Origin of the sequence: Exiguobacterium sp. s5 (genome assembly GCF_018618075.1) — a bacterium.
GTDB classification, from domain to species: Bacteria; Bacillota; Bacilli; order Exiguobacteriales; family Exiguobacteriaceae; genus Exiguobacterium; species Exiguobacterium mexicanum_A.
The window spans coordinates 522,804-547,530 of the sequence record NZ_JACSLK010000001.1; the positions used below are offsets into that span (position 1 = coordinate 522,804).

General features: G+C 54.4%; 22 protein-coding genes. 11 read left to right on the forward strand and 11 right to left on the reverse strand.

Going from position 1 to position 24,727, the window contains the following annotated elements; all coding sequences use genetic code 11:
- Positions 1-15 precede the first annotated feature (15 nt).
- Genes KNP60_RS02760 through KNP60_RS02770 form a run of 3 tightly spaced genes read right to left on the reverse strand, consistent with a single transcriptional unit; the run spans position 16 to position 3,180 of the window.
- Positions 16-1,116, reverse strand: coding sequence for an ABC transporter permease (locus KNP60_RS02760; protein WP_214796878.1), 1,101 nt, complete (start codon positions 1,114-1,116; stop codon positions 16-18).
- Complete coding sequence (locus KNP60_RS02765) at positions 1,103-2,242, reverse strand: ABC transporter permease (protein ID WP_251131299.1); 1,140 nt, start codon at positions 2,240-2,242, stop codon at positions 1,103-1,105. The genes KNP60_RS02760 and KNP60_RS02765 overlap by 14 nt, the downstream gene beginning before the upstream one ends.
- A gap of 5 nt (positions 2,243-2,247) precedes the next feature.
- Entirely contained in the window at positions 2,248-3,180 is a 933-nt protein-coding gene (locus tag KNP60_RS02770; protein ID WP_214796880.1) for an ABC transporter ATP-binding protein, read from the reverse strand.
- Positions 3,181-3,326: 146 nt separating this feature from the next.
- Here KNP60_RS02770 and KNP60_RS02775 point away from each other — a divergent pair, with 146 nt between their 5' ends.
- Both KNP60_RS02775 and KNP60_RS02780 read left to right on the forward strand, forming a co-directional pair.
- Positions 3,327-3,725 carry a hypothetical protein gene (locus KNP60_RS02775; protein ID WP_214796881.1) on the forward strand — a complete coding sequence of 133 codons (399 nt, stop codon included), beginning with the start codon at positions 3,327-3,329 and terminating at the stop codon, positions 3,723-3,725.
- A gap of 56 nt (positions 3,726-3,781) precedes the next feature.
- Positions 3,782-3,979: a CsbD family protein gene (locus KNP60_RS02780; protein WP_214796882.1), complete on the forward strand. Its 198-nt coding sequence runs from the start codon at positions 3,782-3,784 to the stop codon at positions 3,977-3,979.
- Positions 3,980-4,018: 39 nt separating this feature from the next.
- On the opposite strand, the gene KNP60_RS02785 is transcribed toward KNP60_RS02780, so the two are convergent.
- Positions 4,019-4,942 (reverse strand): CAP domain-containing protein, encoded by a 924-nt coding sequence (locus tag KNP60_RS02785; RefSeq protein ID WP_214796883.1) that lies wholly within the window; start codon positions 4,940-4,942, stop codon positions 4,019-4,021.
- A 211-nt stretch (positions 4,943-5,153) separates the two neighbouring features.
- On the opposite strand from KNP60_RS02785, the gene KNP60_RS02790 reads away from it, so the two are divergent.
- Positions 5,154-5,807: an SMI1/KNR4 family protein gene (locus tag KNP60_RS02790; RefSeq protein ID WP_214796884.1), complete on the forward strand. Its 654-nt coding sequence runs from the start codon at positions 5,154-5,156 to the stop codon at positions 5,805-5,807.
- Positions 5,808-5,904: 97 nt separating this feature from the next.
- Here KNP60_RS02790 and KNP60_RS02795 read toward each other — a convergent pair whose 3' ends face one another.
- The 6 genes from KNP60_RS02795 to KNP60_RS02820 form a co-directional block, all read right to left on the reverse strand.
- Positions 5,905-7,140, reverse strand: a complete 1,236-nt coding sequence (locus tag KNP60_RS02795; RefSeq protein ID WP_214796885.1) for an exo-beta-N-acetylmuramidase NamZ family protein — start codon at positions 7,138-7,140, stop codon at positions 5,905-5,907.
- 174 nt (positions 7,141-7,314) lie between these two features.
- Positions 7,315-8,073: an ABC transporter permease gene (locus tag KNP60_RS02800; protein ID WP_214796886.1), complete on the reverse strand. Its 759-nt coding sequence runs from the start codon at positions 8,071-8,073 to the stop codon at positions 7,315-7,317.
- Positions 8,073-8,921: an ABC transporter ATP-binding protein gene (locus KNP60_RS02805; protein WP_214796887.1), complete on the reverse strand. Its 849-nt coding sequence runs from the start codon at positions 8,919-8,921 to the stop codon at positions 8,073-8,075. The genes KNP60_RS02800 and KNP60_RS02805 overlap by 1 nt, the downstream gene beginning before the upstream one ends.
- Entirely contained in the window at positions 8,918-9,121 is a 204-nt protein-coding gene (locus KNP60_RS02810) for a PLD nuclease N-terminal domain-containing protein (protein WP_082665716.1), read from the reverse strand. Before KNP60_RS02810 ends, KNP60_RS02805 begins: the two co-directional genes overlap by 4 nt.
- 106 nt (positions 9,122-9,227) lie before the next feature.
- Positions 9,228-9,641, reverse strand: coding sequence for a universal stress protein (locus tag KNP60_RS02815; protein ID WP_058764343.1), 414 nt, complete (start codon positions 9,639-9,641; stop codon positions 9,228-9,230).
- Positions 9,642-9,750: 109 nt separating this feature from the next.
- Positions 9,751-11,232: a SulP family inorganic anion transporter gene (locus KNP60_RS02820; protein WP_214796888.1), complete on the reverse strand. Its 1,482-nt coding sequence runs from the start codon at positions 11,230-11,232 to the stop codon at positions 9,751-9,753.
- Positions 11,233-11,456: 224 nt separating this feature from the next.
- On the opposite strand from KNP60_RS02820, the gene KNP60_RS02825 reads away from it, so the two are divergent.
- From KNP60_RS02825 to KNP60_RS02850, 6 genes are read left to right on the forward strand one after another with little or no spacing between them, the layout of a single operon-like run.
- Positions 11,457-11,774 (forward strand): ArsR/SmtB family transcription factor, encoded by a 318-nt coding sequence (locus tag KNP60_RS02825; RefSeq protein ID WP_052090154.1) that lies wholly within the window; start codon positions 11,457-11,459, stop codon positions 11,772-11,774.
- Positions 11,775-11,787: 13 nt separating this feature from the next.
- Positions 11,788-12,147, forward strand: a complete 360-nt coding sequence (arsD, locus tag KNP60_RS02830; protein ID WP_034778806.1) for an arsenite efflux transporter metallochaperone ArsD — start codon at positions 11,788-11,790, stop codon at positions 12,145-12,147.
- Between the two features lie 14 nt (positions 12,148-12,161).
- Positions 12,162-13,919 carry an arsenical pump-driving ATPase gene (gene arsA / locus KNP60_RS02835; RefSeq protein WP_214796889.1) on the forward strand — a complete coding sequence of 586 codons (1,758 nt, stop codon included), beginning with the start codon at positions 12,162-12,164 and terminating at the stop codon, positions 13,917-13,919.
- On the forward strand, positions 13,916-14,194 hold the full coding sequence (locus KNP60_RS02840; protein ID WP_214706911.1) for a Fe-S cluster assembly protein HesB: 279 nt from the start codon (positions 13,916-13,918) through the stop codon (positions 14,192-14,194). Before arsA ends, KNP60_RS02840 begins: the two co-directional genes overlap by 4 nt.
- A 30-nt stretch (positions 14,195-14,224) precedes the next feature.
- Positions 14,225-15,511 (forward strand): arsenic transporter, encoded by a 1,287-nt coding sequence (locus tag KNP60_RS02845; protein ID WP_214796890.1) that lies wholly within the window; start codon positions 14,225-14,227, stop codon positions 15,509-15,511.
- 12 nt (positions 15,512-15,523) lie between these two features.
- Complete coding sequence (locus KNP60_RS02850) at positions 15,524-17,182, forward strand: FAD-dependent oxidoreductase (RefSeq protein WP_214796891.1); 1,659 nt, start codon at positions 15,524-15,526, stop codon at positions 17,180-17,182.
- Positions 17,183-17,363: 181 nt separating this feature from the next.
- Here KNP60_RS02850 and KNP60_RS02855 read toward each other — a convergent pair whose 3' ends face one another.
- Positions 17,364-18,494 carry a GGDEF domain-containing protein gene (locus tag KNP60_RS02855; protein ID WP_214796892.1) on the reverse strand — a complete coding sequence of 377 codons (1,131 nt, stop codon included), beginning with the start codon at positions 18,492-18,494 and terminating at the stop codon, positions 17,364-17,366.
- Positions 18,495-18,708: 214 nt separating this feature from the next.
- Here KNP60_RS02855 and pulA point away from each other — a divergent pair, with 214 nt between their 5' ends.
- The gene (gene pulA / locus KNP60_RS02860; RefSeq protein ID WP_251131301.1) at positions 18,709-21,630 is read left to right on the forward strand and encodes a type I pullulanase; all 2,922 of its coding nucleotides are present in this window, start codon (positions 18,709-18,711) and stop codon (positions 21,628-21,630) included.
- A gap of 195 nt (positions 21,631-21,825) precedes the next feature.
- Positions 21,826-24,678, forward strand: coding sequence for an EAL domain-containing protein (locus tag KNP60_RS02865; RefSeq protein ID WP_214796893.1), 2,853 nt, complete (start codon positions 21,826-21,828; stop codon positions 24,676-24,678).
- Positions 24,679-24,727 lie beyond the last annotated feature (49 nt).

Sequence of the window (24,727 nt, forward strand, 5' to 3'; positions counted from 1 at the left end):
GAGGCTCTCCCTTTTTTATGTGAGCGGTCGTTTCTTCAATGCCCAGGCGCTGACGAGGAAGACGACGAGCGCCATGCCGAGCATGATGAGGACCGAGTTGACCGGGAAATGGTCTTCATACATCTGGGCGACCCCATAATTGAACCAATACGTCGGCAAGAAGCGCCCGACGACCTGAAGTGTATCAGGTAACCACGTCAGGCTGATGAAGGCGCCCCCAGTGATGGCGGCAGCCATCGTGACGGACGTCTGCCAAATGTTCGCCTTCTCCCGGTTCGTGGCGAGGATGGCGATGAGCGAACCGATGGCGAGGCAGACGAACAAATAGACGATGAACAACAGCGTGAGGACAGGCAGATGGGCGGTGATGTCTTGTCGATAAAGGACGGCACTGAAGGTTAGCATCATGAGCACGTAGAGCAACCCGACCGCGCAAAACGATAAGAACAGCGAGCCGATGTAGCGTCGTGGCGTGACCGGGGCCGCGAACAGGCGCGAATAAATCTTCTCGTCCCGGTCGTCGGCGACGAACAACGGGATGAACTGAAGGAACGCCGACATCATGACGAACGACAATAATCCGAGGAACGCCTGTGTCCGCGCCGTCGTCGCCACGCTCTGTTGGAACGGCTCGCTCGAGAGCGTATAGCCGTTCTCCGTCTCCCGTTCCGCGAGAGCATTGAAACGTTCCTCGTCAAAGTCACTTGCGATCAGCAGTTGTCGCTCGCGGGACAGGTGGGAGTTGAGCGCTTGTTCGATTAACGCGGCATCACTTCCCTCGATTGCGCTGAACGACAAACGTGGCGTCTCACCATTCAAGAGCGCCTCGGTGAATCCGTCTGGAATCGTCAAGATGATGTCTTGTCCTTGCAGGAGCGCTTCATCCGTCTCGTCGGTCTCAAGGGGTGACACCGACCCGAACCGACCGGCCTCTTCGATGAGTCGACCCGCCAACACGCCACCGTCACGGTCGAGAATCCCGATCGAGGCGTTCAAGGCGGAGGTTGAGCTGAGGAAAGACAAGATGAGGGCGAACCCGAACACGGAGACGAACGTGAACACCCAAAGTCCTTTTTTCCGGAGCATCCGTTTGGCGACATGTCTAAATAGCACCACGGCGGTTCACCCCTTTCCATAGCAACAGGCTAAGGACGGCAAAGACGAGGAGATGGATGGCGAGCCAGCCGAGACTCTGCCAAAATACGGACGTATCCCCACCGCGCAGGAGCACCTGAAGCATCCCTTCCCGCATGAAGATCGGCATGAAGACGTACTTGGCCCACGGCGCGACACTGAGCGTCACTTGATCGAATCCTGGGACATAGCCGCCGGAGAGGATCATGATGATGGCGACGAATCCGTTGACGATCGCGTCTTTCGTCGCCCGTGAGAGACGTGGCAAGCTCGACACGAAAAACCCGAAAGCGGTGCCGTATAGGGCGAGAGCGAGCCAAGAGACGAACAAGAGACTGAAATGGACGTAGTCGAGCGAGAAGCTGCGATAGACGAAGTGGCTGAACCAAAAGACGAGCACGAGTTGCAAGAAGATGAGCGTGTAGCGGCTCAAACTGCGAGCCAGACGGTACTCGATCCGCTTTACCGGGGCGGCCTGGATACGGAGATAGCTCCCTGTCATCGGCTGCTCCTCGCTGAGCATACCGGTGATGTAGAAGGCACCAAATAGCGCCGTCATGATGGAAATCGTGACGGTGAAGTATTCGAGTGACGTCGGTGTCCGCCCTGACAAGTCGACGCTCTCGCTGTCGATGAACGTCTCAGGCGTAAACGGTGCGGAGACGCCAGCCTCGGCGAGCATGATCTGTTGATTGGCGACGTCCGTGTATTGGCGGAGGATGGCCTCGAGGACGTCGAACTCGATCGTCGACGGTTCCTCATATAGCAAGCGGACGTCTGCTCCGTCCAAGTGGAGGATGACGTCGGCCTCACCGTCGCTCACCCCGGTTTCGGCCGCGGCGATACTGTCATAGGGGACAAGATTGATGAATTCTTCAATCTCTTCGTCGGCGAGAAACGACTCGAGCGGCACCCGGTAGTCGTCGGTCGACTGTTCGACGTAAGCGACATCCGTGACCGGCAACGAGAAGTTGTTGTTGAAGATGGCCGATAGCATCGTGCCGAGGCCGAAGATGAGAATGATGGGAAAGATGAGCATCCAAAAGATAGTCGATCGGTCGCGCAGTTGTTGTTTGACATCGTATTTGATGAACGTCCATAATTTCATCCCATTCACTCCCTCAGCGTCTTGCCGGTCAGGGCCAGGAAGACAGTATTGAGCGACGGACGGTCGACCGTGATCGAGGTGAAACGGACCTTCTCATCATGAAGGACGTCAAGGAGGGGAGCGAGCGGTGTATCTTTCTCGAGCGACACCTCGAGGAACGGTTCCTCATATTGAACTTTCTTCACCCGTTCGAGCGCCTCTAACCGTTCGAGAAGACCCGGGGTGAGAGCATCGACCTTGATGCGGGCCGTCTCGAGCGTCATGATTTGGTCCTTCAGTTCGTCTTGCGTCCCTTCAGCGATAATCTGGCCCTCGTCGACGATGGCGACGCGGTCGCATAGCATCTCGACTTCCTCCATATAGTGAGACGTATAAATGATTGTCGCCCCGCGCCGGTTCAACTCGCGGATGTTCTCGAGAATGGTGTTACGCGACTGCGGGTCGATGGCGACGGTCGGCTCATCCATAAAGATCAGTTCGGGTTCATGGACGATACCACAGGCGATGTTGAGACGACGAAGGAGCCCCCCGGACAGTTCCGGCGGACGTTTCTTTTGGTGCGGGGTGAGTTCGACGAAATCGAGGGCGGCCTCGGTCTTTTGTTTCGCCTCGGTCGGTTTGAAGCCATACAGTTCGGCGAAGAATTGGATGTTCTCAAAGACGGTCAGCTGATCGTACACGGAGACGTGCTGCGGGACGATCCCGACGCGTCGTTTGATAACCTGCTCGTCCTTTGGCATCGAGTGGTCAAAAATTCGAATCGAACCGCTGTCGGCGGGATATAAGTTCAGCATGACGGAGATGGCGGTCGTCTTACCGGCCCCGTTCGGTCCGAGTAGGCCGAATAGTTCGCCGGCCTCGACGTGAAGGGAAAAGTCGTTCAAGGCGATCGTTTCTCCAAACCGTTTCGTGACATGGTCGAGCGCGATGATGGACACGTTGACGCAACTCCTTTCAACTCAAGAACGTGAAATAGCGTACAAGGTTTTCTTCCCGTTTGCAGGAACTTCCGAACCCGTTGCCGAATGAAATATAATAGTCGAATTATTCAGACAATTAATGGAAGTCGAAGTGAGGGATTGTAATGAAAAAGTGGCAGTTCAATAAAGAAGAATCGAGTGAGAAGTTTCCCGACGAGATGGCGTGGGCTTTGTTTTGTACGGTCGAGCCGAAACGAATGGATACGACCCTCCCGTTTTATTATGACGAGTCGGTGTTCCGTTTCTCGAACGGGACGGAGTCGTTCTATTTCAAAATCTCACCGAGCTATCACGAGTTCGAAGTGAACGTCAAGGACGCGTCAGGCGAGTTGATATATTATCAGCTCCTCCGAACGGTCGGGAAAGTCGAGGTGCTCGAGGATCGGCGCGACCACGCCGAGCTGTTGATCGTCATGAACGAGGACCGGAACCGCACGGTGACGACGATCGAGCTGACCGTTCGTCCCCGATTCCGGGTACTCGTCAAAGAGCACTATGTTTGAGTTTTCCTCAGAGTGGTACATGAATTAGACATGATATCACAGAGGAGGAGATTCATATGAAAGACGGACTCAACAAAAAAGTCGATGGCTTGATCGATAAAGCGGCAGGGAAAGCGAAAGAAGCGGCCGGCAAAGCGTCGGACAATCAATCGCTCAAACGTGAAGGTCAAAAGGATCAAGTGAAAGGGACGGCCAAAGAGAAGACGGGCCAAGCCCAACAAAACCTTGAAAGCCTGAAAGACGAACGCCGCTAATGAAAAGGGGAAGTCGCGATTGATGCGACTTCCCTTTTTTCATTTGGTCAAAAAGACTTGGACGTGAATCGTCGACCCTTGTGCGCTCTTGGCGGCGCCAACGCCGAGATGCGTGAAGTTCCCGTTCAAGATGTTGGCGCGGTGGCCGGCCGAGTTCATCCAGGCGTTCACGGCTACGCTTGGGTCGCTCGAGCCCATATAGATGTTCTCGCCCCAGCCTCGGTAACTGACGTTATAGGCGTCGAGCGTATCTCCCGGACTACCGTTCTCACGGAGTTGATGCGAGAATTGTCCCGTCCGAGCCATCTCGTCGGCCCGGACTTGGGCGACGCGGTTCGCTTCGCTCGACGCAGCCAGCGCTGACAGGCCTGCTGATTGACGCTCTTCGTTCGTCTCGGCCAAGACGCCGCTCGCCGGCGCTTTGAACGTGATATGCTTCGCCAAAATATAGCCGGTCTTCGTGCCGATGTTCACTTTATACCAACGCGTCGTGCCCGTGTAGCGATACGAAATCGTATCGAGCTTCATCCCTTGGCGCAGGAAGACGACGTTCGATGAGGTCGTGAGCGGATGCGACTTCAAATAGACGCTCGACGGGGCGACGTATGTCGCCTTCGTGAACGCGACCTCCGCTGTCGACAGCTTGACGTAGGCAGCCGGGACGTACGCGTAGCCCGTTCCCCACTGGATCTTGTACCAGCGGGTCCCGTTCGTCGAAAACGACGTCCGGACCATCATCGTGCCGTTCCGAACAATTTTACCTACACTTGTCGCTGAGCTTGACGGTGTTTTTCGAACGTTGATTTGACTGATTCCCGTAACGAAACCTTTCGTATTGACGGCCGTCTCACGATAGGACGCCTCGACCGTCGTCGGATTGACGGTGAGCGGAGTGGTCGGCGGAGTAAACGTGAACGCGGTCGCCAGGGCGGCAGCGAGTAAGACTGAGGCAGATTTTTTCAAAATGGGAAGCTCCTTTTTCAATAATATAACCATATAATATATTGAATAGGGCAATCGTGGGTATTACCATTTCGTTACAAATAACGTATAGTCGCCTGAACCAGACACTCTTACATTTAAACGAGAGATTAAAAGAATAAATACCGTGTTCTTTAACGAGTTGTTGGTATATTGTTTTTATCGATGAATATTTATGAAATGGAGGAGCAAAATGAATTACGAATTACTAGAGAAAAGAATTCATACGATTGCTTTCAACATTCAACAGATTGGAGGGGATGTTCAGGAAGTCGTAATTGAACCGCCCACTTCTCACAAGCAAATCCTTCAAATGGAAGAGCGGCTTGGAGTCAATTTACCAGAGAGTTTTAAAATTGTTTTACAAAAGTTCGCTGGGCAATTTAGTTTTTATTGGTCTCTACCTGAGGATTTAGTAACCCCGCATGAGTTTACAGAATCGGTTAGTGGTAATCTGCATTGGAGTCTAGAAATACTTCCCCGATTAGAAGAAGAGCGAAAAGAGTGGGTTAATCAAGTGTTCTCAAATATGGAAGATGAATATGACGTAATTTGGCACAACAAACTCGCCTTTTGTGAAGTCGGAAATGGGGATTATTTTGCCTTTGACTTGATTGACGGTCACGATGATGCTCCAATTGTTTATTTGAGTCATGATGATGGAGAAGGGCATGGATATCGATTAGCCAACAATTTTATTGAATTCATTGAAAGTTGGTCAAGGCTAGGATTTGTAGGGTCTGAAGATGAACGATGGCTCCCCTTTACGACTAGTTCAACAAGCGGGATTCTGGCTGAGGGTGAAGCAGCCAAGCTATTTAGAACGTGGTTAGGACTAAATATTTAAAATAAAACAGAGCATTGAATAGACTTCTTCAATGCTCTGCTTATATTCTGTTGAATAATGTTATACATGTATTGATGTGAATCTTCTTGCCTGAATGTTACTTATAAAGTAAATACTCTTTCCGAATCGGCAAGAACGCATCGCGCTCGGCATCGACTTTTTCCATGATTGCCTCGAGCGACTCGCCGGCGAGAATCATATCTTTCACATAGGCGTTGCCGGTCAGCTTCGTGATGAAGTCGTTGGCGAGGAACTCGAAATCGTCCGGATACAAGTCGTGCGCCGTTTTCAGCATGGCGATCCCGGTCTTCACCGCTTCGAACTTCGTCGGCTCGGTGACGTATACTTCAACGCCGTGCGACAGTTTGCCCGCGTTCTTCGAGAACGTCGGTGTGAACGAGGCGGCACGGAAGGTGACGCCCGGCAGTTCGAGCGCGTTCAGCGTCTTCGCGTAGTCATGCGCCTTCACATAAGGGGCACCGATCAATTGGAACGGCTTCGTCGTACCACGTCCTTCCGACAAGTTCGTCCCTTCGAACAGACCGGTCGCCGGATAGACGTTGACCGTGTCCGTCGTCGGCATGTTTGGTGACGGCATGACGAACGGGAGTCCCGTGTCCTCGTACAGCATCGTCCGCTTCCAACCCTTCATCTTGACGACTTCGAGGTCGGCTTGAAGCTGATACTCTTTGTTGAACAGGCGTGCCAACTCACCGACGGTCATGCCGTGCTTGAGTGGGATTGGATAGAGGCCGATGAAGCTCGAGTAGGCCGGGTCGAGCACCGGTCCTTCAACGCGTAGCCCGCCTTGTGGGTTCGGCCGATCGAGGACGACGAACGGGATGTCATTCTCAGCTGCGGCTTCCATCGCGTAGGCCATCGTATAAATGTACGTGTAAAAGCGCGTGCCGACGTCTTGGATGTCGAAGACGAGTACGTCGACGTCCTTGAGCATCTCGGCCGTCGGTTTCTTCGTCGCACCGTACAAACTATAGACAGGGAGTCCCGTCACTTCGTCGATGTACGAGCTAATCGTCGATCCGGCTTGGGCATCACCGCGGACCCCGTGTTCCGGTCCGTACAGTGCCGTCAGTTCGAAATCATCCGAGTTGTGGAACAAATCGACGATGCTCGTCATATTGGCATCGATCCCGGTCGGATTTGTGATCAATCCGACGCGTTTCCCAGCTAACAGTTCAGGATTTTCCATCAAGCGGTCGACGCCGAGCTCGACTTTCGGCTTCTTCGGGACGGACTTGGCGTCGGCATCCAGCAAGACGACGGACGACGTGACGAGTGTGAGGGCGGCGAGACCGCCAATCCATTTCTTCATAAGAGTTCCTCCTTTATGAATGTAAGCGCTTTACTACTTACTTGGAAGTGTAGCATTTTGTATCTTTAATTCAATAATATGTAATGAAAATAGGAAGTTATATTTCTTAATTTGATTCGTTATACCTAAAAAGCCATCGGAATTTTCCGATGGCTTTCACATGATGCTTGCACCTCAAGACGAACGGCTGATGAACAACAGCCGTCTCGAGGCGATGAACAACGTGGCGGCGATTAACAAGATGCCGCTGACGAGAGGCCAAACGAGTAAACTCTCGCCCATGAGCACTTCGGCCGATAACGAGCCGAGCCGCCATGGCATCCAATCCCACTCGAGCCAACCGAGGAGGAGCGACATGATGAAGTGGAGACCGAGCGTGATGACGAGGGCGACGAGTCCGCTCTCGAGCAACGCCGCGAGCATGAAGAAAATCGACAGCTGGACGACGAAATGGAGCATGAGCAGTCCGGTCGCGAGCAAGAAGTCGGTGACATCGAACGAATCGAACAAGACGATCGTGTAGTAGGCGGCACTCAGTTGGGCAAGTCCGATCGCGACGACGGCGAGTAGCGAGTAATGTCCCCATTTGCTGAGGACGATCCGCGTGGCCGGAATTTTCAGTGATTTGAGCCAGGCGAGCGTGCCGAGCGACCGTTCGTGGCTGAACGTATGCATGGCGGACAAGAGGACGACGAGCAGTCCGATTTGCCGCAACTGTTCGCTCGCCGACATGAGCACTTCTTCCGGTGACGGGGTCGGGATCTCGATGACCGCACCGTCCGGCAAGTTGCCGCCCGAGGCCAAGATGTCCGGGAGGAAATAGAGCGTGAGCGGTTGCATCGCCGCAAGCAACATCAAGGCGATCGGTACCCAAATCATCCGTTTATTGCGCCATGACTCTTTCCACTCTTGTTTGAAGATGGCCAGTTTCATCAGGCGTTCACCTCCAAGAAGAGTGACTCGAGCGATGGGTGCCCGACATGGAGCGATTGGAGTCTTAGACCGCGCTCCAGCAGCAGCAGCAGCAGCGCCCGTTCCGTCACGTCTTTCGCATCCGTCTCGAGTTCCCACGTCGTCCCGGAGCGGGTGACGTGACTGACACCGGGGAGCGTCCGCCATTCCTCTTCCGTCAAGACGTCGTTGAACAGACGGACTTGGATCGAGGACTTCGAACCGAGCAAATCGGTCACGGTCCCTTCCATGAGCAGGCGCCCTTGCCGGAGCAGGAGCACCCAGTCACTCGCTTCCTCGGCGTCAGGGAGCACGTGCGTCGAATAGAGAATCATCCGCTCCCGCTTCAAGTCGCTCAATAAGTCGAGCACTTCCCGGCGGCCGCGCGGGTCGAGCGCCGACACCGGCTCATCGAGCAGTAACAACTCCGGGTCATGTACGAGTGCCTGAGCGATGCCGAGCCGTTGCCGCATGCCGCCGGACAAGTGCGCTGCTGGCCGATCGACGGGCTCGAGTCCGACCCGTTTCAGCAGATTGACCGGGTCGACACCCGTTACCCCGGTCAACTCGGCCGCATAACGGATCGTCTCGACCGGGGTGAGCGATGGATAGAGCGCTGGCCGCTGCGGCAAATAACCGATACGAATGGCGTCGTGCCCGACGATTTGACCCGACGTCGGTGTCGTCACGCGGGCAATCATGTTGAGCAGTGTCGTCTTGCCGGCCCCGTTCTCACCGAGGAGCGACGTGCAACCCGGTCGGAGCGAGAAGCTGACGTCGTCGAGCGCGGTGAACGTGCCGAATCGTTTCGTCAGTTTGGTGACGTTCATCGCTTCGTCCGTCCCCATAAGAAGTAGACGATCGGGCCGAGGATGTTGATGAACAGGATGACGAGGAGCCACACCCATTTCGGTCCGTTCGTCTCTTGTCGCTTCAGTAAATCAATCAAGGCGACGACGAGCAAGATGAGTTGCAGGATGAGGAGCGGCAATAAAATGAGCAATAAATTTGAGTCATTGGCAATATCCAATTATGTTCCTCCTTCATAAATGAGTTCACTGTTCCATTCCACACATAGGACCTATTTCCTGTATGGAACAGAAAAAAGCCCTTTCTCCGCAAAGAAAGGGTGACGATCATTTGACGATGATGACCGGGGCGAGAGCGCGTTTAGCAAGCTTATGGCTGACGCTGCCAAGCACGAACTCTTGGAACGTGTTCAGTCCGCGTGAACCGACGACGACGTACTCGTACGGCTGATGGTTCGCGTATTTGACGAGTTCGACGTCGGGTTCGCCGCGAAGTTCGATATATTCATATTCGAGCCCGGCCGCGACCACTTGGTCGAACAGGGGTTGTAACATCAATTTTCGCTTCGCTTCGAGATCGAGTTTTCCGGTCGAGTTGAGCGCGGCTTCTTTCGATTCTTTGGCGCTGACGACATGGACGATGTCGATCGATGCGTCTGATGCCTTGGCGAGCTGAATCGCTTTCTCAAGCGCCCGCTTCGAGTGGGCAGATCCGTCTGCCGCTAAAAATACCTTTCCCATAAAAACGTCCTCCTCTTTCACACAATCTACTTTTAGTATATGCGATTTTGTAGAGCCATGGATAAAAAAATGGGAGTGAACGCGAATGTCCACTCCCGTAGAGACCAAATCAATGGCCGGCGTTTGCTTCTTGTTGTTTCAAGTGAAGCGCGAGCGTATTGAGCAGTTTCTCTGAATCTTTGTTCAAGTTTAATAGTTCCGGCTCGATCCCGACTTCGCGATACTTGAAGACGACTTTATCGATGGCACCGATGGCCGAGTCGTCCCAAAGATGGGTGTTCGAGAAGTCGATGGTGACGTGTTTGACACCGGCTTCGGCGTCTTCGGTCACATCGAACTGATTGACGAACTCAGACGTCGAGGCGAAGAAGAGCTGACCGTTCACGATGTAACGGGCACGATCGGCGTCTACACTGCGATCGAGTTCGACTTTCGAGATTTTTGCGGCGAAGAGGATCGCTGCCGTCAAGATCCCGGCGAATACACCGAGTGACAAGTCGTGGGTGACGACCGTGACGAGCACCGTCACGAGCATGACGACCGTATCCGATTTTTGAGCGGTACGCATCGCTTTGAGCGAGCCCCAGTCAAACGTCGCATACGAGACGAAGAACATGACACCGACGAGAGCGCCGACCGGGATGAGCATCAATACATCACTCATCGTCATAATCATCAGGAACAACGCGAGTCCGGCGACGAACGTCGACAGTCGGCCGCGAGCACCTGACGAGACGTTGATGACCGATTGGCCAATCATCGCACAACCTGGCATCCCGCCGAAGAAACCAGCGATGATGTTGGCGATCCCTTGACCGCGCGACTCGCGATTTTTGTTCGAGTCCGTACCTGTCATGTCATCGACGATTTGTGCCGTCAACAGCGATTCAATCAATCCGACGAATGCGAGGGAGATTGAGTAAGGAAGGATGATCATCAACGTGTCAAACGTCAACGGGACGTTCGGGAATAAAAATTCCGGTAGCGTTGCTGAGATCGTTCCCATATCACCGATGTTTTTCGTATCGAGACCGAGCGTGATGGCGAGCACCGTCATGACGACGATGGCGACGAGCGGGGCCGGGATCATTTTCGTGATACGCGGGAATAAGAAGATGATGGCGAGTGAACCGGCGACGAGCGCCCAGATGATCCAGCTCTCGCCTTCAAAGTTCGACAATTGCGCTTGGAAAATCAAAATCGCGAGCGCATTGACGAAGCCCACCATGACGGCGCGCGGGATGAATTTCATCAATCGGGCGATGCCGAAATAGCCGAGCGCGATTTGGAACACTCCGGCCAACATCCCGGCTGCAAGCAAGTACTCGAGTCCGTGGTCCGCGACGAGCGAGACGATGACGAGGGCCATCGCACCGGTCGCGGCCGAAATCATGGCCGGACGACCGCCCGCGATCGAGATGACCATGGCGATGATAAAGGACGCATATAGACCGACCATCGGGTTGACTCCGGCGATGAGTGAGAACGCAATCGCTTCAGGGATGAGCGCGAGTGCGACGACGAAGCCGGCTAAGACGTCAGCTCGGACGTTGCCGAGCCAATCTTGTTTAATCGTATTCAATTTTTCCAAAAGAACACACCTCTCTATATATTTTTGACTTTGATCTTCGAGTCTCACGAAGATCAAACGCCGCATTATATGAAAGAAGTCGTTCGACCGACACATGTTTTCACAACGTGTTTCATCATACCGAACTTTTTCTGAAATGACAATTGCCTCGAATGAAAAACTATGGTAATTTCATAACGTAAAGGTTATATAACGGATTTGTTATACAGAGAAGGAGAATGACGATGCATACGGTAGATGATTTAAGTAAAGTGCTCAAAGTGCTCGCCGACCCGACCCGCTTGACGATGCTCAAGCAAATGCAGGCAGGGGAGCAGTGTGCCTGCAGTTTTGTCGACTGTTTCGACATCTCGCAGCCGGCCATCAGCCGTCATTTGAAAATGATGCGCCAAGCGGGACTGTTGTTGGAACGCCGCGACAAGCAGTGGATTCACTATCGGTTGAATGAGACGAGCCCGTTCTATGCGATCGTCGTCGAGCTGCTCGACAACATCGAGACGGTCGATGCGAGTTGTGACTGTGACGCCGAGTGTGCGATTTAAGGAGGAGTCAACGATGAAACTTGAAGTGTTCGAACCAGCCATGTGCTGTCCGACCGGACTATGCGGTCCGTCGATCGATCCCGAACTGACGCGGATCGCGACCATCCATTACGTATTGAAACAACGCGGCTTTGATGTGGCCCGTTATAACCTCGCCTCTGAGCCGAACCGCTTCGTCGAGAACGCTCATGTCCAAGCTGAAATCGCGAACGGGCTCGAGACGCTTCCGCTCACCGTCGTCGACGGTGAAATCGTCAAACGGGGCGCCTATATGACGAACGAAGAGATCGCCCGATTGACAGAACTCCCGGTCGAGTCGTTCGCCACACAAGACGGCGCGAAACCGAAAGTGCGCATCACGCTCAAAAAATAAGGAGGCGCGTCATCATGAATCGCTTTGACTTCACGACAATCGAGCCGACCCGTTACGTATTTTTGACCGGGAAAGGCGGTGTCGGCAAAACATCGACGGCGTCGAGCCTCGCCTTGACGCTCGCTGACCGCGGAAAACGTGTCTTGCTCGTCTCGACCGACCCGGCGAGCAACCTTCAAGACGTGTTCGAGATGGAACTTGACGAGACACCGCGCCTCGTCCCGGATACAGGTCTCGCCATCGCGAACTTCGACCCGGAAGAGGCGGCGCAACAATACATGGAACGCATGGTCGGACCATATCGCGGCGTGTTGCCGGACGTGGCCATCCAGTCGATGGAAGAGCAACTGTCCGGCGCCTGTACGGTCGAGATTGCGGCGTTCGACCAGTTCACCGAGCTGTTGACGTCCGAGTCGGCACGTGAGACGTACGATCACGTCATCTTTGACACGGCGCCGACCGGTCACACGCTGCGGTTATTGACGTTGCCGAGCGCGTGGGATGAATTTTTAGAGACGAACACGACCGGTGCGTCTTGCCTCGGTCCGCTCGCCGGCCTAGCCGATAAGCAACTGCAATACAAACGGGCCGTCGAGACGCTCACCGATGGCGATGAAACGACGTTGTTGCTCGTCGCCCGTCCCGAGACGTCGACGCTCGTCGAGGCGGCGCGAGCCGCGACCGAACTTCACGCGATCGGGATCGAACGGATGCAACTCGTCATCAACGGCATCGTCGCAGTCGAAGAAGGGACGGACCGCTATACGAAACAGTTCATCGAGCGTCAACAACAAGCGCTCCGCGAACTTCCAGACGGCGTCGCCGACCTCGAGACGTTCACGCTACCATATGCCTATGAGAACCTCGTCGGTGTCCCGGCGCTCCGCCGTTTTGTGAACGGAGAGACGGTCGCCGTCCCGGACACACGTTATGACACGAACCGTTACGGATCCATCGATCGTCTCGTCGACGAAATCGAGATGGACGGACCGAACGTCATCATGACGATGGGGAAAGGCGGGGTCGGCAAGACGACGCTCGCCTCGCTCGTCGCCGTCGCGCTCAGTGAGCGCGGGCACGCCGTCCATTTGACAACGACGGACCCGGCCGCGCATGTCGCCTTTACGATCGGGTTGGACGTCCCGGATACGTTCACCGTCGATGCGATCGACCCTAAAATTGAGATCGAGAAGTACCGGATGGATGTGTTCCGGGAAGCGGGGGAAATGAACGACGAGCAGCGCATGATGCTCGAAGAGGACTTGCGTTCGCCGTGCACCGAAGAGATCGCCGTCTTCCGCGCCTTCGCCGATCAAGTGGCAAAAGCGAAAGACCGCTTCGTCGTCATCGATACGGCGCCGACGGGTCACACGCTTCTCCTCTTGGATGCGACCGAAAGTTATCACCGTGAACTCGAACGGTCGACCGGGGTCGTCCCGGAAGCGGTCCGCGAGCTGTTGCCGAAACTGCGCGACCCGAAACAGACACACGTCGTCATCACGACGCTTCCTGAAGCGACACCAGTGTATGAAGCCGAGCGGCTCGTCGCTGACTTAGAACGGGCTGAGATTCAACCGTTCGCCTGGGTCGTCAACCAATCGTTCACACCGCTCGACGTGACGAGCAAGCTGTTTACGGCGAAAGTCGCGAGCGAAGCGCCTTGGCTCGAGCGTGTGAGCGCCTATCCGCGCCCGACGTTACTCGCATGGCAAGAACAGCTGCCGGTCGGTTATCCGGCACTGTCACAACTACTCAAGGAGGAAGTTACATGAACGTTACGAATGAAGCGATCGATTTTATGAAAGATGCACTGATTGAAGAGGAAATAAAATCGGTTCGCATCTGTACGGAAGCCGGGTGCTGTGGCCCGACACTCGGTCTCGTCGTCGCGGCTCCGGAAACGACGGATGATGTGAAAGATTTCGACGGACTCACGTTCGCCGTCGCGAAAGATGCCGAAGCGATGGCGGAGAACGTCACGCTCGACGTCGAGTCGACAGAAGACGGCGTCAGCCTCGTGCTTCGCGGCTTACAACAGACGTGCTAAACAAATAGAGAACTATTGGAGGAACTCATTGTGCAGTGGATTGCTAGTTTGATTTTTTTGGTGACGCTCTTCCTCATCATCAAGCAACCGAAAGGCCTCGGCATCGGTTACTCGGCGATGGGGATGGCGGTCATCGCCTTACTCACCGGGGTCGTCGATTTGGACGACGTCGGTACCGTTTGGGGCATCATTTGGAACGCGACGTTCACATTTATCGCCATCATCATCATCTCGCTCATCTTGGACGAGATCGGATTTTTTGAATGGGCTGCCTTACATATGGCCCGCATCGCCAAAGGCGGCGGCGTGAAGCTGTTCGTCTATATCACGTTGCTCGGTGCGCTCGTCGCGGCGTTGTTCGCCAACGACGGAGCGGCTCTCATCTTGACACCAATAGTGCTCGCCATGGTGCGGGCGCTCAAGCTGCCGGACGCGGTCGTGTTGGCATACGTTATGGCGTCCGGGTTCATCGCCGATACAGCGAGTCTGCCGTTCGTCGTCTCGAACCTCGTCAACATCGTCTCGGCCGACTTCTTCGGCATCGGTTTCGCCGAATATGCGGCGCGGATGGTGTTCGTCAACGTATTCGCCGTAGCCGGAAGTTTGCTCGTCTTGTATTTGTATTTCAAAAAGGACATTCCGAAGCAATACGATTTATCGAAACTCGTCGAGCCGGCCTCGGTCATCAAAGACCATAAAATGTTCCGTTTGTCGTGGGTCGTGCTCGCACTTCTCGTCATCGGATATTTCACGAGTGACATCATCGGCATCCCGGTCTCGCTCGTCGCAGGCGTCATCTCGTTGTTCTTCCTCATCATGGCGAACCGTTCACCGGCCGTGCCGACCCGGTCCGTCCTACGCGGGGCGCCATGGGCGATCGTCTTCTTCTCGCTCGGGATGTATATCGTCGTCTACGGTCTGCAAAACGCGGGACTGACGCAAGTGCTCGCCAACTTCATCGACTGGTTCGCCGTGAACGCCTTCAGCGCCACGTTCGGGATGGGCTTCTTGGCCGCCATCTTGTCATCGGTCATGAACAATATGCCGACCGTCATGATTGACGCGCTCGCCATCGATTTGACGAATACGACCGGTCAGATTCGGGAAGCGCTCATCTATGCGAACGTCATCGGGTCCGACCTTGGTCCGAAGATTACACCAATCGGGTCACTCGCAACGTTGCTTTGGCTCCATGTGCTCCGTACGAAAGGGCTTAAAATCGGTTGGGGTCAATACTTTAAAGTCGGCATCATCTTGACGATCCCGACGCTCGCCATCACGTTGCTCGGACTATATATCAGCCTAATACTTTACTAAGGAGTGTTTTTTATGAAATTGGTCATCATCGGTTCAGTCGCCGCCGGTACGTCGGTCGCGGCAAAAGCACGTCGTAACAATGAGGACGCACAGATTACGATTTACGATCGCGATTACGATATCTCGTACTCAGGTTGCGGCATCCCGTATTACGTCGGCGGCGAAGTCGAGTCACGCGACGATTTGACGCCTCGTGACGCGGCGTTCTTCAAGAAGCGCTACCAACTTGACGTCATGACACGACATAACGTGACGGCGATCGATGCCGACGCACAGACGATCACGGTCGAGAACCTCGAGACAGGCGAATCGTTCACGGACAGCTATGACCGCCTTGTCCTCGCGACAGGCGCCTCGAGCATCATCCCGCCGATCCCGGGTGTCGACTCGGACAACGTGTTCCCGATCCGTAACATCCAGAACGCGGAAGCGACACGCAACTTTGTCGATGCTACGAATCCGAAGCACGCGACCATCATCGGCGCCGGTTTCATCGGTCTTGAGATGGCCGAGCAGCTCAAATTGCGCGGCATCGATGTGACGATCATCGAGCGTTTCCCACAAGTGATGCCGCCGCTCGACAAAGACATGGCGTGCCGGGTCGAAGATCACCTCGAGAAGAACGGCATCGAGCTCATGCTCGGTGAGACGGTGACGGAACTCATCGGTGACGGTCACGTCGAACGCGTCGTCACAGAGAGCGGCCAGACGATCGATACGGATCTCGTCATCCTGTCGGTCGGCGTCCGTCCAAACACGGAACTCGCGAAGTCGATTGGGGTAACGATCGGGGAGACGGGTGCAATCGCCATCAACGAGCGGATGGAGACGAACGTGAAGAACGTCTATGCGGCCGGCGACGTCGCCGAAAGCTTCTCGCTCGTCACGGGTAAACCGATTTGGCGTCCGCTCGGTTCGACGGCGAACAAGATGGGGCGTGCCCTCGGGGACCTCATCACGGGCGGCGACCTCGAACACCGAGGCATCCTCGGGACGGGCATCTTCAAAGTGTTCGGCCAAGCGGTCGCGCAGACCGGTCTATCGGAACGTGAGGCACGCGAACTCGGATACGACATCGAAGTGCTCCATAACACGAAACCGGATAAGCCGGCCTATATGGGCGGGAAAGACATGACGATCAAAGCGATCGGTGACCGGGCGACACGCCAATTGCTCGGCGTTCAAATCGTCGGGTTCGAAGGTGTCGACAAACGCATCGACGTGTTCGTCACGGCGATTACGTTCAAGGCGAAAGTCGATGATTTGTTCCATCTCGATCTCGCTTATGCGCCACCGTTCTCGACGACGAAAGACCCGGTCATGTACACGGGCATGGTGCTCGCGAACAGTATGGACAAAGCGGCTCGCCTCATCACGCCGGGCGAACTGCAAAAGCGGATTGATGCGGGTGAGGACATGCAAATCATCGATACACGCAAAGCCTCGCAGTTCGAGAAGGCGTGCGTTGACTGTGCCGTCAACATCCCGCTCGGTGATTTACGTGCGGCATCGAACGACCTCGATAAGACCAAACCGACCGTCGTCTATTGCAACGGCGGGGTGACGGGGAACGCGGCCCAAAACGTGCTCCGCAACCTCGGGTTCACCGACGTCTATAACTTGTCAGGCGGAAACAAGAACTATCAACTCTTTAAAAAGTACGGGAACTAACACAGACGGCGTCCGAATCAATCGGGCGTCGTTTTTTGTGTGCTGAGAAGTGCGGGGAACAGGATATTATCGGGTGTTGCATGAGAAGGACGAAACGTTCAAGCTGAGCTATCGTTGGTACTTAGAGGCGTTAGAAGAATGGAAGAAACTATAATGAACCCCTGATGCCGCGCATCAGGGGTTAGTTCGCTCTCTTTTCATTCCACTTGCCGAGTCGGTTGCGTCCGCTCCGTTTGGCGACATATAAGCCGACGTCGGCTTTTTTAATCAGCTGGCTCGACGTGGCGATTTTGGACTCTGACGTGCTGGCGATGCCGATGGAGACGGTGACGTCAATGAACAATCCGTCTGGCAATAAGAACGGCGTTTCGGCGATTTGCCGCAAATAGCGTTTGCCGATGACGAACCCTTGCGACAACGTGCAGTCGGCCAATAAAACCGAGAATTCTTCGCCGCCGTTGCGGCAGACCATGTCATCGGTCCGGGCGGTTTTCGTCAACCGGTTGCCTAATACGATCAAGATGGCATCACCGGCATCATGGCCGTACGTATCGTTAATCGATTTGAAATGATCGATGTCGAGGAAGAGCAAGGCAACGTCTTGCGTTCCATTGAACACTTCTTCGTCGACGCGCTTCATCTCTTCCTCGAAGCGGCGGCGATTCCCAAGTCCGGTCAACGCGTCGGTGAAGGCCGCTTCTTTATATTTCGAGATGAGCCGTTCCGAGCGTTGGATTTTATGGATGCCCCCGTAGACGATATGGAGCAGGAATCCGGCCGAGTACCCGATGGTGATGAAGGCGAGGAGCGTCATCACATACGTTTCGATTTGATTATAATTGCTGACGTTTAACAATGAGAACAACGAGATGAATCCGAGGCTGATCGCATTGACGATTCGGATGTCCCGCGCCGGCTTGATTCGTTCGCGGAACCATAGGAAAGCGACAGCGACCGATGCGGCGAGCGTGTAGTCGAGAAACGTGATCAACAAAAGCGTCTCGGTCAAGATGAACGGCAAAACGAGAATGCTCGCGACATATGTGATCCGTACACCCGGCAGGCCGAAGTAGAGCGCCGACATGATGATGGGGACAAACCCGTATTGAAAGTCGGCTTGCGCGTTCCACAACACGCCGTGGAGGGTGATCACAATCGACAGCCCGGCGAGTAAGAAGGAGATGGTGACTTGACGCCGGAGCGGGAGCTTCGTCGTCACGCCCAGCTTCGTGAGACGCGAGATGATATAGAGGCCGACCAGCAACAGACTGGCGTTGGCGATCAAGTTGTTAATGAGGTTCGTAAGTGACATATTTTTAAAATTCCTCCCCTAACTTCTATATACAGTCCAATCGACCAATAATGCAATCGTTTTTCAAATGGATAATAGAGGGGGTTTCCCAACCGATGGCGCAAAGTGGAAGGCGTTAGGTGTTTGTCTAGAAAAACATTGAATTCCGAAAAGGAAACGTTTACAATTTTTGTGTAAGCGTTTTCCTAAATTAATGCTACAAGGAGGGACCCACATGGTCAACAAGCGATGGAAACAGGCATGGGCAGTTGTGCTAACGTTTGCACTAGTGTTCTCAATGTTTCCGATGTCATCGTCCGCTCTCGATAAAGGCAAATCGACGCTCGTCGTCGTTCACTATCAAGAGGCCCCGGACAATCAAACGGATTGGAACTTATGGCTTTGGGCGAATAACCCAGATTATTTCCCGAATAAAGCCTTCGCCTTCAACGGCGAGGACGACTTCGGAAAGGTGGCGGCCTACGAATTCCCGGTCGATTCACCAGAAAAGCTCGGTCTCATCGTCCGTACGGACAACTGGGAGAAGGATAAAGGGTCTGAGAACGACCGCTTCATCACGAGCGATATGATCAAAGACGGCGTTGCCGAAGTGTGGATCAAGTCAGGCGACTCGAAGATCTATACGTCTAACCCGGACGGGGAGACGGCAGCAACGGACGTGGATATGAAAGTTCATTACTTCCGTTATGACAATACATACACCGATTGGGGTCTTTGGACATGGCCAGACGGTGGCGACGGCCAAAGCATAAACTTCGATGAGACGGACGCATACGGTGGCGTGGCGAACGTGAAGTTCGCGAACCCGGACGCGAAGAAACTCATCGGGCTCGTCACGAAAAAAGGGGAATGGGCCGAAAAAGATGGGGAAGATCGGTTCGCGCTCAGCACAGCGAAAGAGATTTGGCTCGTCGAAGGCGATTCGACAATCTACTACTCAGAACCAGAAATCGATCGCTCACCGAAAATCGTCTCATTCGAAGCGGACACGTTCCGTCAAGCGGAGCTCACGCTCAACCGCGTCATCGATGAGACGTTCTTGAGCGAATTGACGGTCGAAGGTGCGTCGGTCGAGTCGGTTGAGAAATCAGGCGACAAATCGGTCACGGTCCGCTTCAGTGCCGATATCGACTTGGCGGCGGTCATCACGGCGAAACATCCGACGTTCGGAGATAAAGTGCTCCAAGCGGGCGACGTCCTCCGTTCACCGGAGTTCGATGCGAAGTACGCCTATGACGGCAAGCTCGGCGTGACGTACAAGCACTCAAAATCACAGTTCGTCCTGTGGGCTCCGACGGCTCAAGACGTCAAGCTCGAACTATGGAACATGCCGAAAACGCGCCCTGCTTCAGATAAAGACTTGAAGAAGACGATTTCGATGAAGCGTGGCGAGCGCGGCACGTGGGTCGCTGAAGTACGCGGCGACTTGGATGGCATCGGCTACACGTACAACGTCAAGCACGCGTCAGGCAGCGTCCGCGCGGTCGACCCGTACGCGACGGCGGTCGGTGTGAACGGGGACCAAGGGGTCGTCGTCGACTTGAACGAGACGAAGCCGAAACGTTGGAACTCGATGAAACCGAAATTGGCGAAACGGACAGATGCCATCATCTATGAGACGCATGTCCGCGACTTGTCAATCTTTGACGTCACGTCAGACAAGTATGACTCAGGCATCACGAACAAAGGCAAATATCTCGGCGTCGTCGAGCCAGGGACACGTCTCCTCGTCAACGGCAAGAAGACAGCGACGAAGACAGGCCTCGACCATATGAAAGACCTCGGCGTCACGCACGTCCAGTTCATTCCGGTATACGACTACAACACGGCCTCGGTCGATGAGACGAAACCGGATGCATCGTACAACTGGGGGTATGACCCGAAAAACTATAACGCACCGGAAGGCTCATACTCGACGAACCCGTATGACGCCAAAGTCCGGATTCGCGAGATGAAACAAATGATCCAAGGCCTCCATGACAACAACTTACGCGCCGTCATGGACGTCGTCTATAACCACATGTTCGATGCGCAGGCGTCGAACTTGCACAAGATCGTCCCAGGATACTACTATCGTTACACTGAAGGCGGCGACTTCGCGAACGGAACGGGCGTCGGCAACGACACCGCGTCGGAACGCAAGATGATGCAGAAGCTCATCGTCGACTCGGTCGTCTATTGGGCAAAAGAATACCATTGGGACGGGTTCCGTTTCGACCTCATGGGCATCCATGACGTCAAGACGATGAACCAAGTCCGTTCGGCGTTGAACAAAGTGGATCCTTCCATCCTCGTCTTCGGCGAAGGGTGGGACCTCAGCACGCCACTCGACCCGGCGAAGAAAGCGAACCAGAAGAACGCATACAAGATGCCAGGCGTCGCACACTTCAACGACAACATCCGCGACGGCTTGAAAGGCAGTGTCTTCGTCGACACGGACAACGGCTTCATCAATGGTAAAGCCGGCCTTGAGAACCGCATCAAGACGGGAATCGTCGGCGAAATCGACTACAGCGCCGACATCAAAGGCTTCACGAAAGAACCGACGCAAGCGATCACATACGTCGAAGCGCACGACAACCACACGCTCTGGGACAAGCTCGAACTCACGAACCCAGAAACGTCGGAAGCGGACCGCACGAAGATGCATCGTCTCGCGTCGAGCATTCTCTTGACGAGCCAAGGAACGACGTTCATCCATGCCGGTCAAGAGTTCATGCGCACGAAAGAAGGCGACCACAACTCGTACAAATCACCGGATCGCATCAACCAAATGGACTGGAAACGGGCCGCTGACCGTAAGGCGGACGTCCAGTACATGAAAGGCTTGATCGAGATGCGTAAAGACAACCCAGGTCTTCGCATGACGAAAGCGGTGGACGTGAAGAAAAATTTGAAATTCTACAAAGCCGAAGCGAACGTCATCAGCTACTCGATCGATGACAAAGCGCCAGGCCAGAAGAAGGACTTGTTCATCACGCACAACGCCAACGCCAAGACGGTCAAAGTGAAATTGCCGAGCGGGCAATGGAACCTCATCGTCGATGGGAAACAAGCGGGCACGAAGACGATTAAACGCGTCTCGGGCTCGGTCGATGTACCGGCTTACGGCTCGGTCGTCGTGAAACAGCGTTAATCAGGAGACCACGGCTCAATCGAGTGCGTGGTCTTTTTTAGCGCTTAAAATAATGACATTAATTTGAAAATATGTACAAAAGAGAGATTGTTCCCCTTATTTTCAAAAACAGAAGCGTATCCGTCTGGCCTCATCTTATATAATCAAGATAATACGATATTCGTGTGACGTTCGTCACACCGGGGAGTGGTGGAAATGGGCTTCTTCCGACAATGGAAGCATGCATTGGAATCAAACGTTGAACAATTGGAACGTGGGGAACGGATCAATATCAACCCGTTGCTGCTCGATCAGTATCCGGACGCCGTCTACGTCCTAGACTGTGACTTGAGACTCGTCGACTCAAATGAAAAACTGTCGCTTCTGTTCAACGGGGAAGAAGAGCGGTTCGTCCACCCGGCCTCATGGCTGCCGAAGGCCGAAAGTGAACGGGTCCAAGCGTTCCATCAGCGTTCGCTCCAAGGTGAGACGGTGCATTACGAATTGCAAGCGCGTAATGCGGATGGACGCTCGATCCATCTGTCGATCACGAACACGCCACTCTATACCGGACGGGTCATCACGGGCCTTTACGGGGTCGTCAAAGATTTGACGACGCAGACGGAGTTGCGGGAACGCTACAATCGGATGAAAGTGAGCCGGGTGCTGTTCGAGCGAATCCCTGGGCTCATTTTGATCGAGCTCGACCTCGACACCGGGACGTTCTATCATTCCCCGCAGACTGGGAACCTGCTCGGTTTGACGAAGCGACAGCTCGCGAATATGAAACGAGAGGACTTCCGAAACCTGATTCATGAGGACGACCGGGGCGCGTTCGCGGCGGCGCTCGAGGCGTTGCTTCAAGACAGCACGCAATTCGAGTATGAGACGCAACTGCGCGCCTTCAACCCGAAGATGAAACAGTATTTGGAGTTGATTGTGAAGGTCGGTGTCTCGAAAGACCGAAAAGCCGTCACCTGGGCGATGTTCGACGTGACGAACTTGGTCACAGCCGAAGAAGAACTGACGAAGGAACGATCGAAAGTGAGGCAGTTGTGTGAAATCGTCGACTCGGTCATTTTTGAGCGCTATTTCGAATCGAAGCAATTTAAGTTTTTGACGCCGGGCTTCTCGCTCATCTTTGGTTATACGGAAGATCAATTCAATGCCCATCCGGACTATTGGCAAAAAGTCGTCGTCCCGGACGACGTCCCGAAAATCAAGCAGGCGCGGGAAGTGACGCTGAGCGGCAAGCCGTCGACGTTCTCGTACCGTATTTTCGCCAAAGGGAACGTCAAATGGATTGAAGAGAATCGGGAACCCATTTTTTCTGAAGGCGGCCATGTCGTCGGGTTCCGGACGCTCGTCAAAGACATCACGCAGTTGAAAGAGCAGCAAGAAGAGATTTGGCGTCTCGCCTCGCTCGACCCGATCACGAACATGCCGAATCGCGAATCGATCACCGAATCGGTGTATCATTTGACCCGGAAGCGCAATCCGTTCACGTTGTTCTCGCTGTCGTTCAACCGGATCGCGGAGATCAACCATACGTTCGGTTACGAACTTGGCGACGAGTGGCGTGTCGCGACGGTGAACCAATTGATTCGTCTCTTGCCGAAAGACGCGCTCCTTGGACATCTCGATGCGGATAACGTGCTCATCGTGTTGCCACGGCGCTTGGAAGACCCGGAAGTGCTCGCGCTCGGCAAGAAGCTAGGCACACTCTCGACCCACCGTTTCCGCGTCGATGTGTACGACTTGTTCGCCCGTATCTCGATCGGGGTGAGCCGATATCCGGAGGATGGCACACAGGCGAGCGAATTGATTAAGCACGCCTGTATCGCCATGAACCGGGCCGATAAGAAGATCGGGGCCCAACTGGAACTGTACTCGTCACAAATGGACATCGAATCGTTGAAGCGGTATGAACTGCTGCGGGATATGCGCGGTGCCCTTCAAAACAAAGAATTTTATTTGATGTATCAGCCGAAAGTGAACGCATGGACGGGGCAAATCGTCGGGGCCGAGGCGCTCATGCGGTGGACGCATCCGACGTGGGGCTCGATCTCGCCGGCCGAGTTCATCCCGCTCGCCGAGGAGAGCAGCCTGCACCTCGAACTGACGAACTGGTTGATTGAAGAAGTGTGCCGGTATTTGATGACGCTTCCGAAGAAAGTGCCGATCTCGATCAACGTATCGGCCAAATACTTGTACCAAGAACATTTCGAACATGTGCTCGAAGACACGCTCTCCCGTTATCACATCCCGGCAAGCTATCTCGAGGTCGAGATCTCGGAGACGTCGCTATTAGAAGACGCCCAACAGATCACACAAGCGTTCGAACGATTGAACGACCTCGGCATCCCGATCGCCTTCGACGATTTCGGGAAAGGGTACTCGTCGCTTGCCTATTTGCAGGCGTATAGCGCTCAGACGATTAAAATCGACCGGGTGTTCGCCCATAACGTCAACCAAAGCCGAAAGGCCCAAGGCATCATTCGGAGCCTGCTCCTCATCGCCGAGGAGTTTGGGATGAACGTCGTCGTCGAAGGCGTCGAGATGATGGACGACTTGCTCCGCCTCCGCGAGTTCGGCTGCCACGTCATCCAAGGATTCATTTTCAGCCGTCCGCTCAAAGAGTCGGAGTTCGAACAGGCGCTCGAGGCGGGCACGCTGACCCCGATCGAGGAATACGTCGAGACGATCCCGTCCTCGAGTCGCTTGATTCACGCCGGTATTACGATCACACGCCTGCGCGACCAAGACGTCGCGGTCGGCACGTCACCGATCGTCATCATGCGGCGCGGCTTCAAGACGATCGCCTTTTACGCGTCAATCCGCCTGCCAGTCGACAGTGACCTGAGCCTCGTCATCTTGCTAGATGATGGGATGGCACCGCTACCGATTCAAGTGACGCGGCTGACCGAGCTCGCCAACGGGCTTTACCAATATGAGGCGTCGTATGAACAGACGGTCGAACTCGAGAAGCGATTGACCGCTTTAGAGAGCGAAAAACCGCGAGGATTCACGATTCAAAAAGCGAAAGACTTGATCGATCAGACAGACTGAAGGCGAGCCAACACCGGCTCGCTTTTTCTGTACGCTAAAACTAGAAACC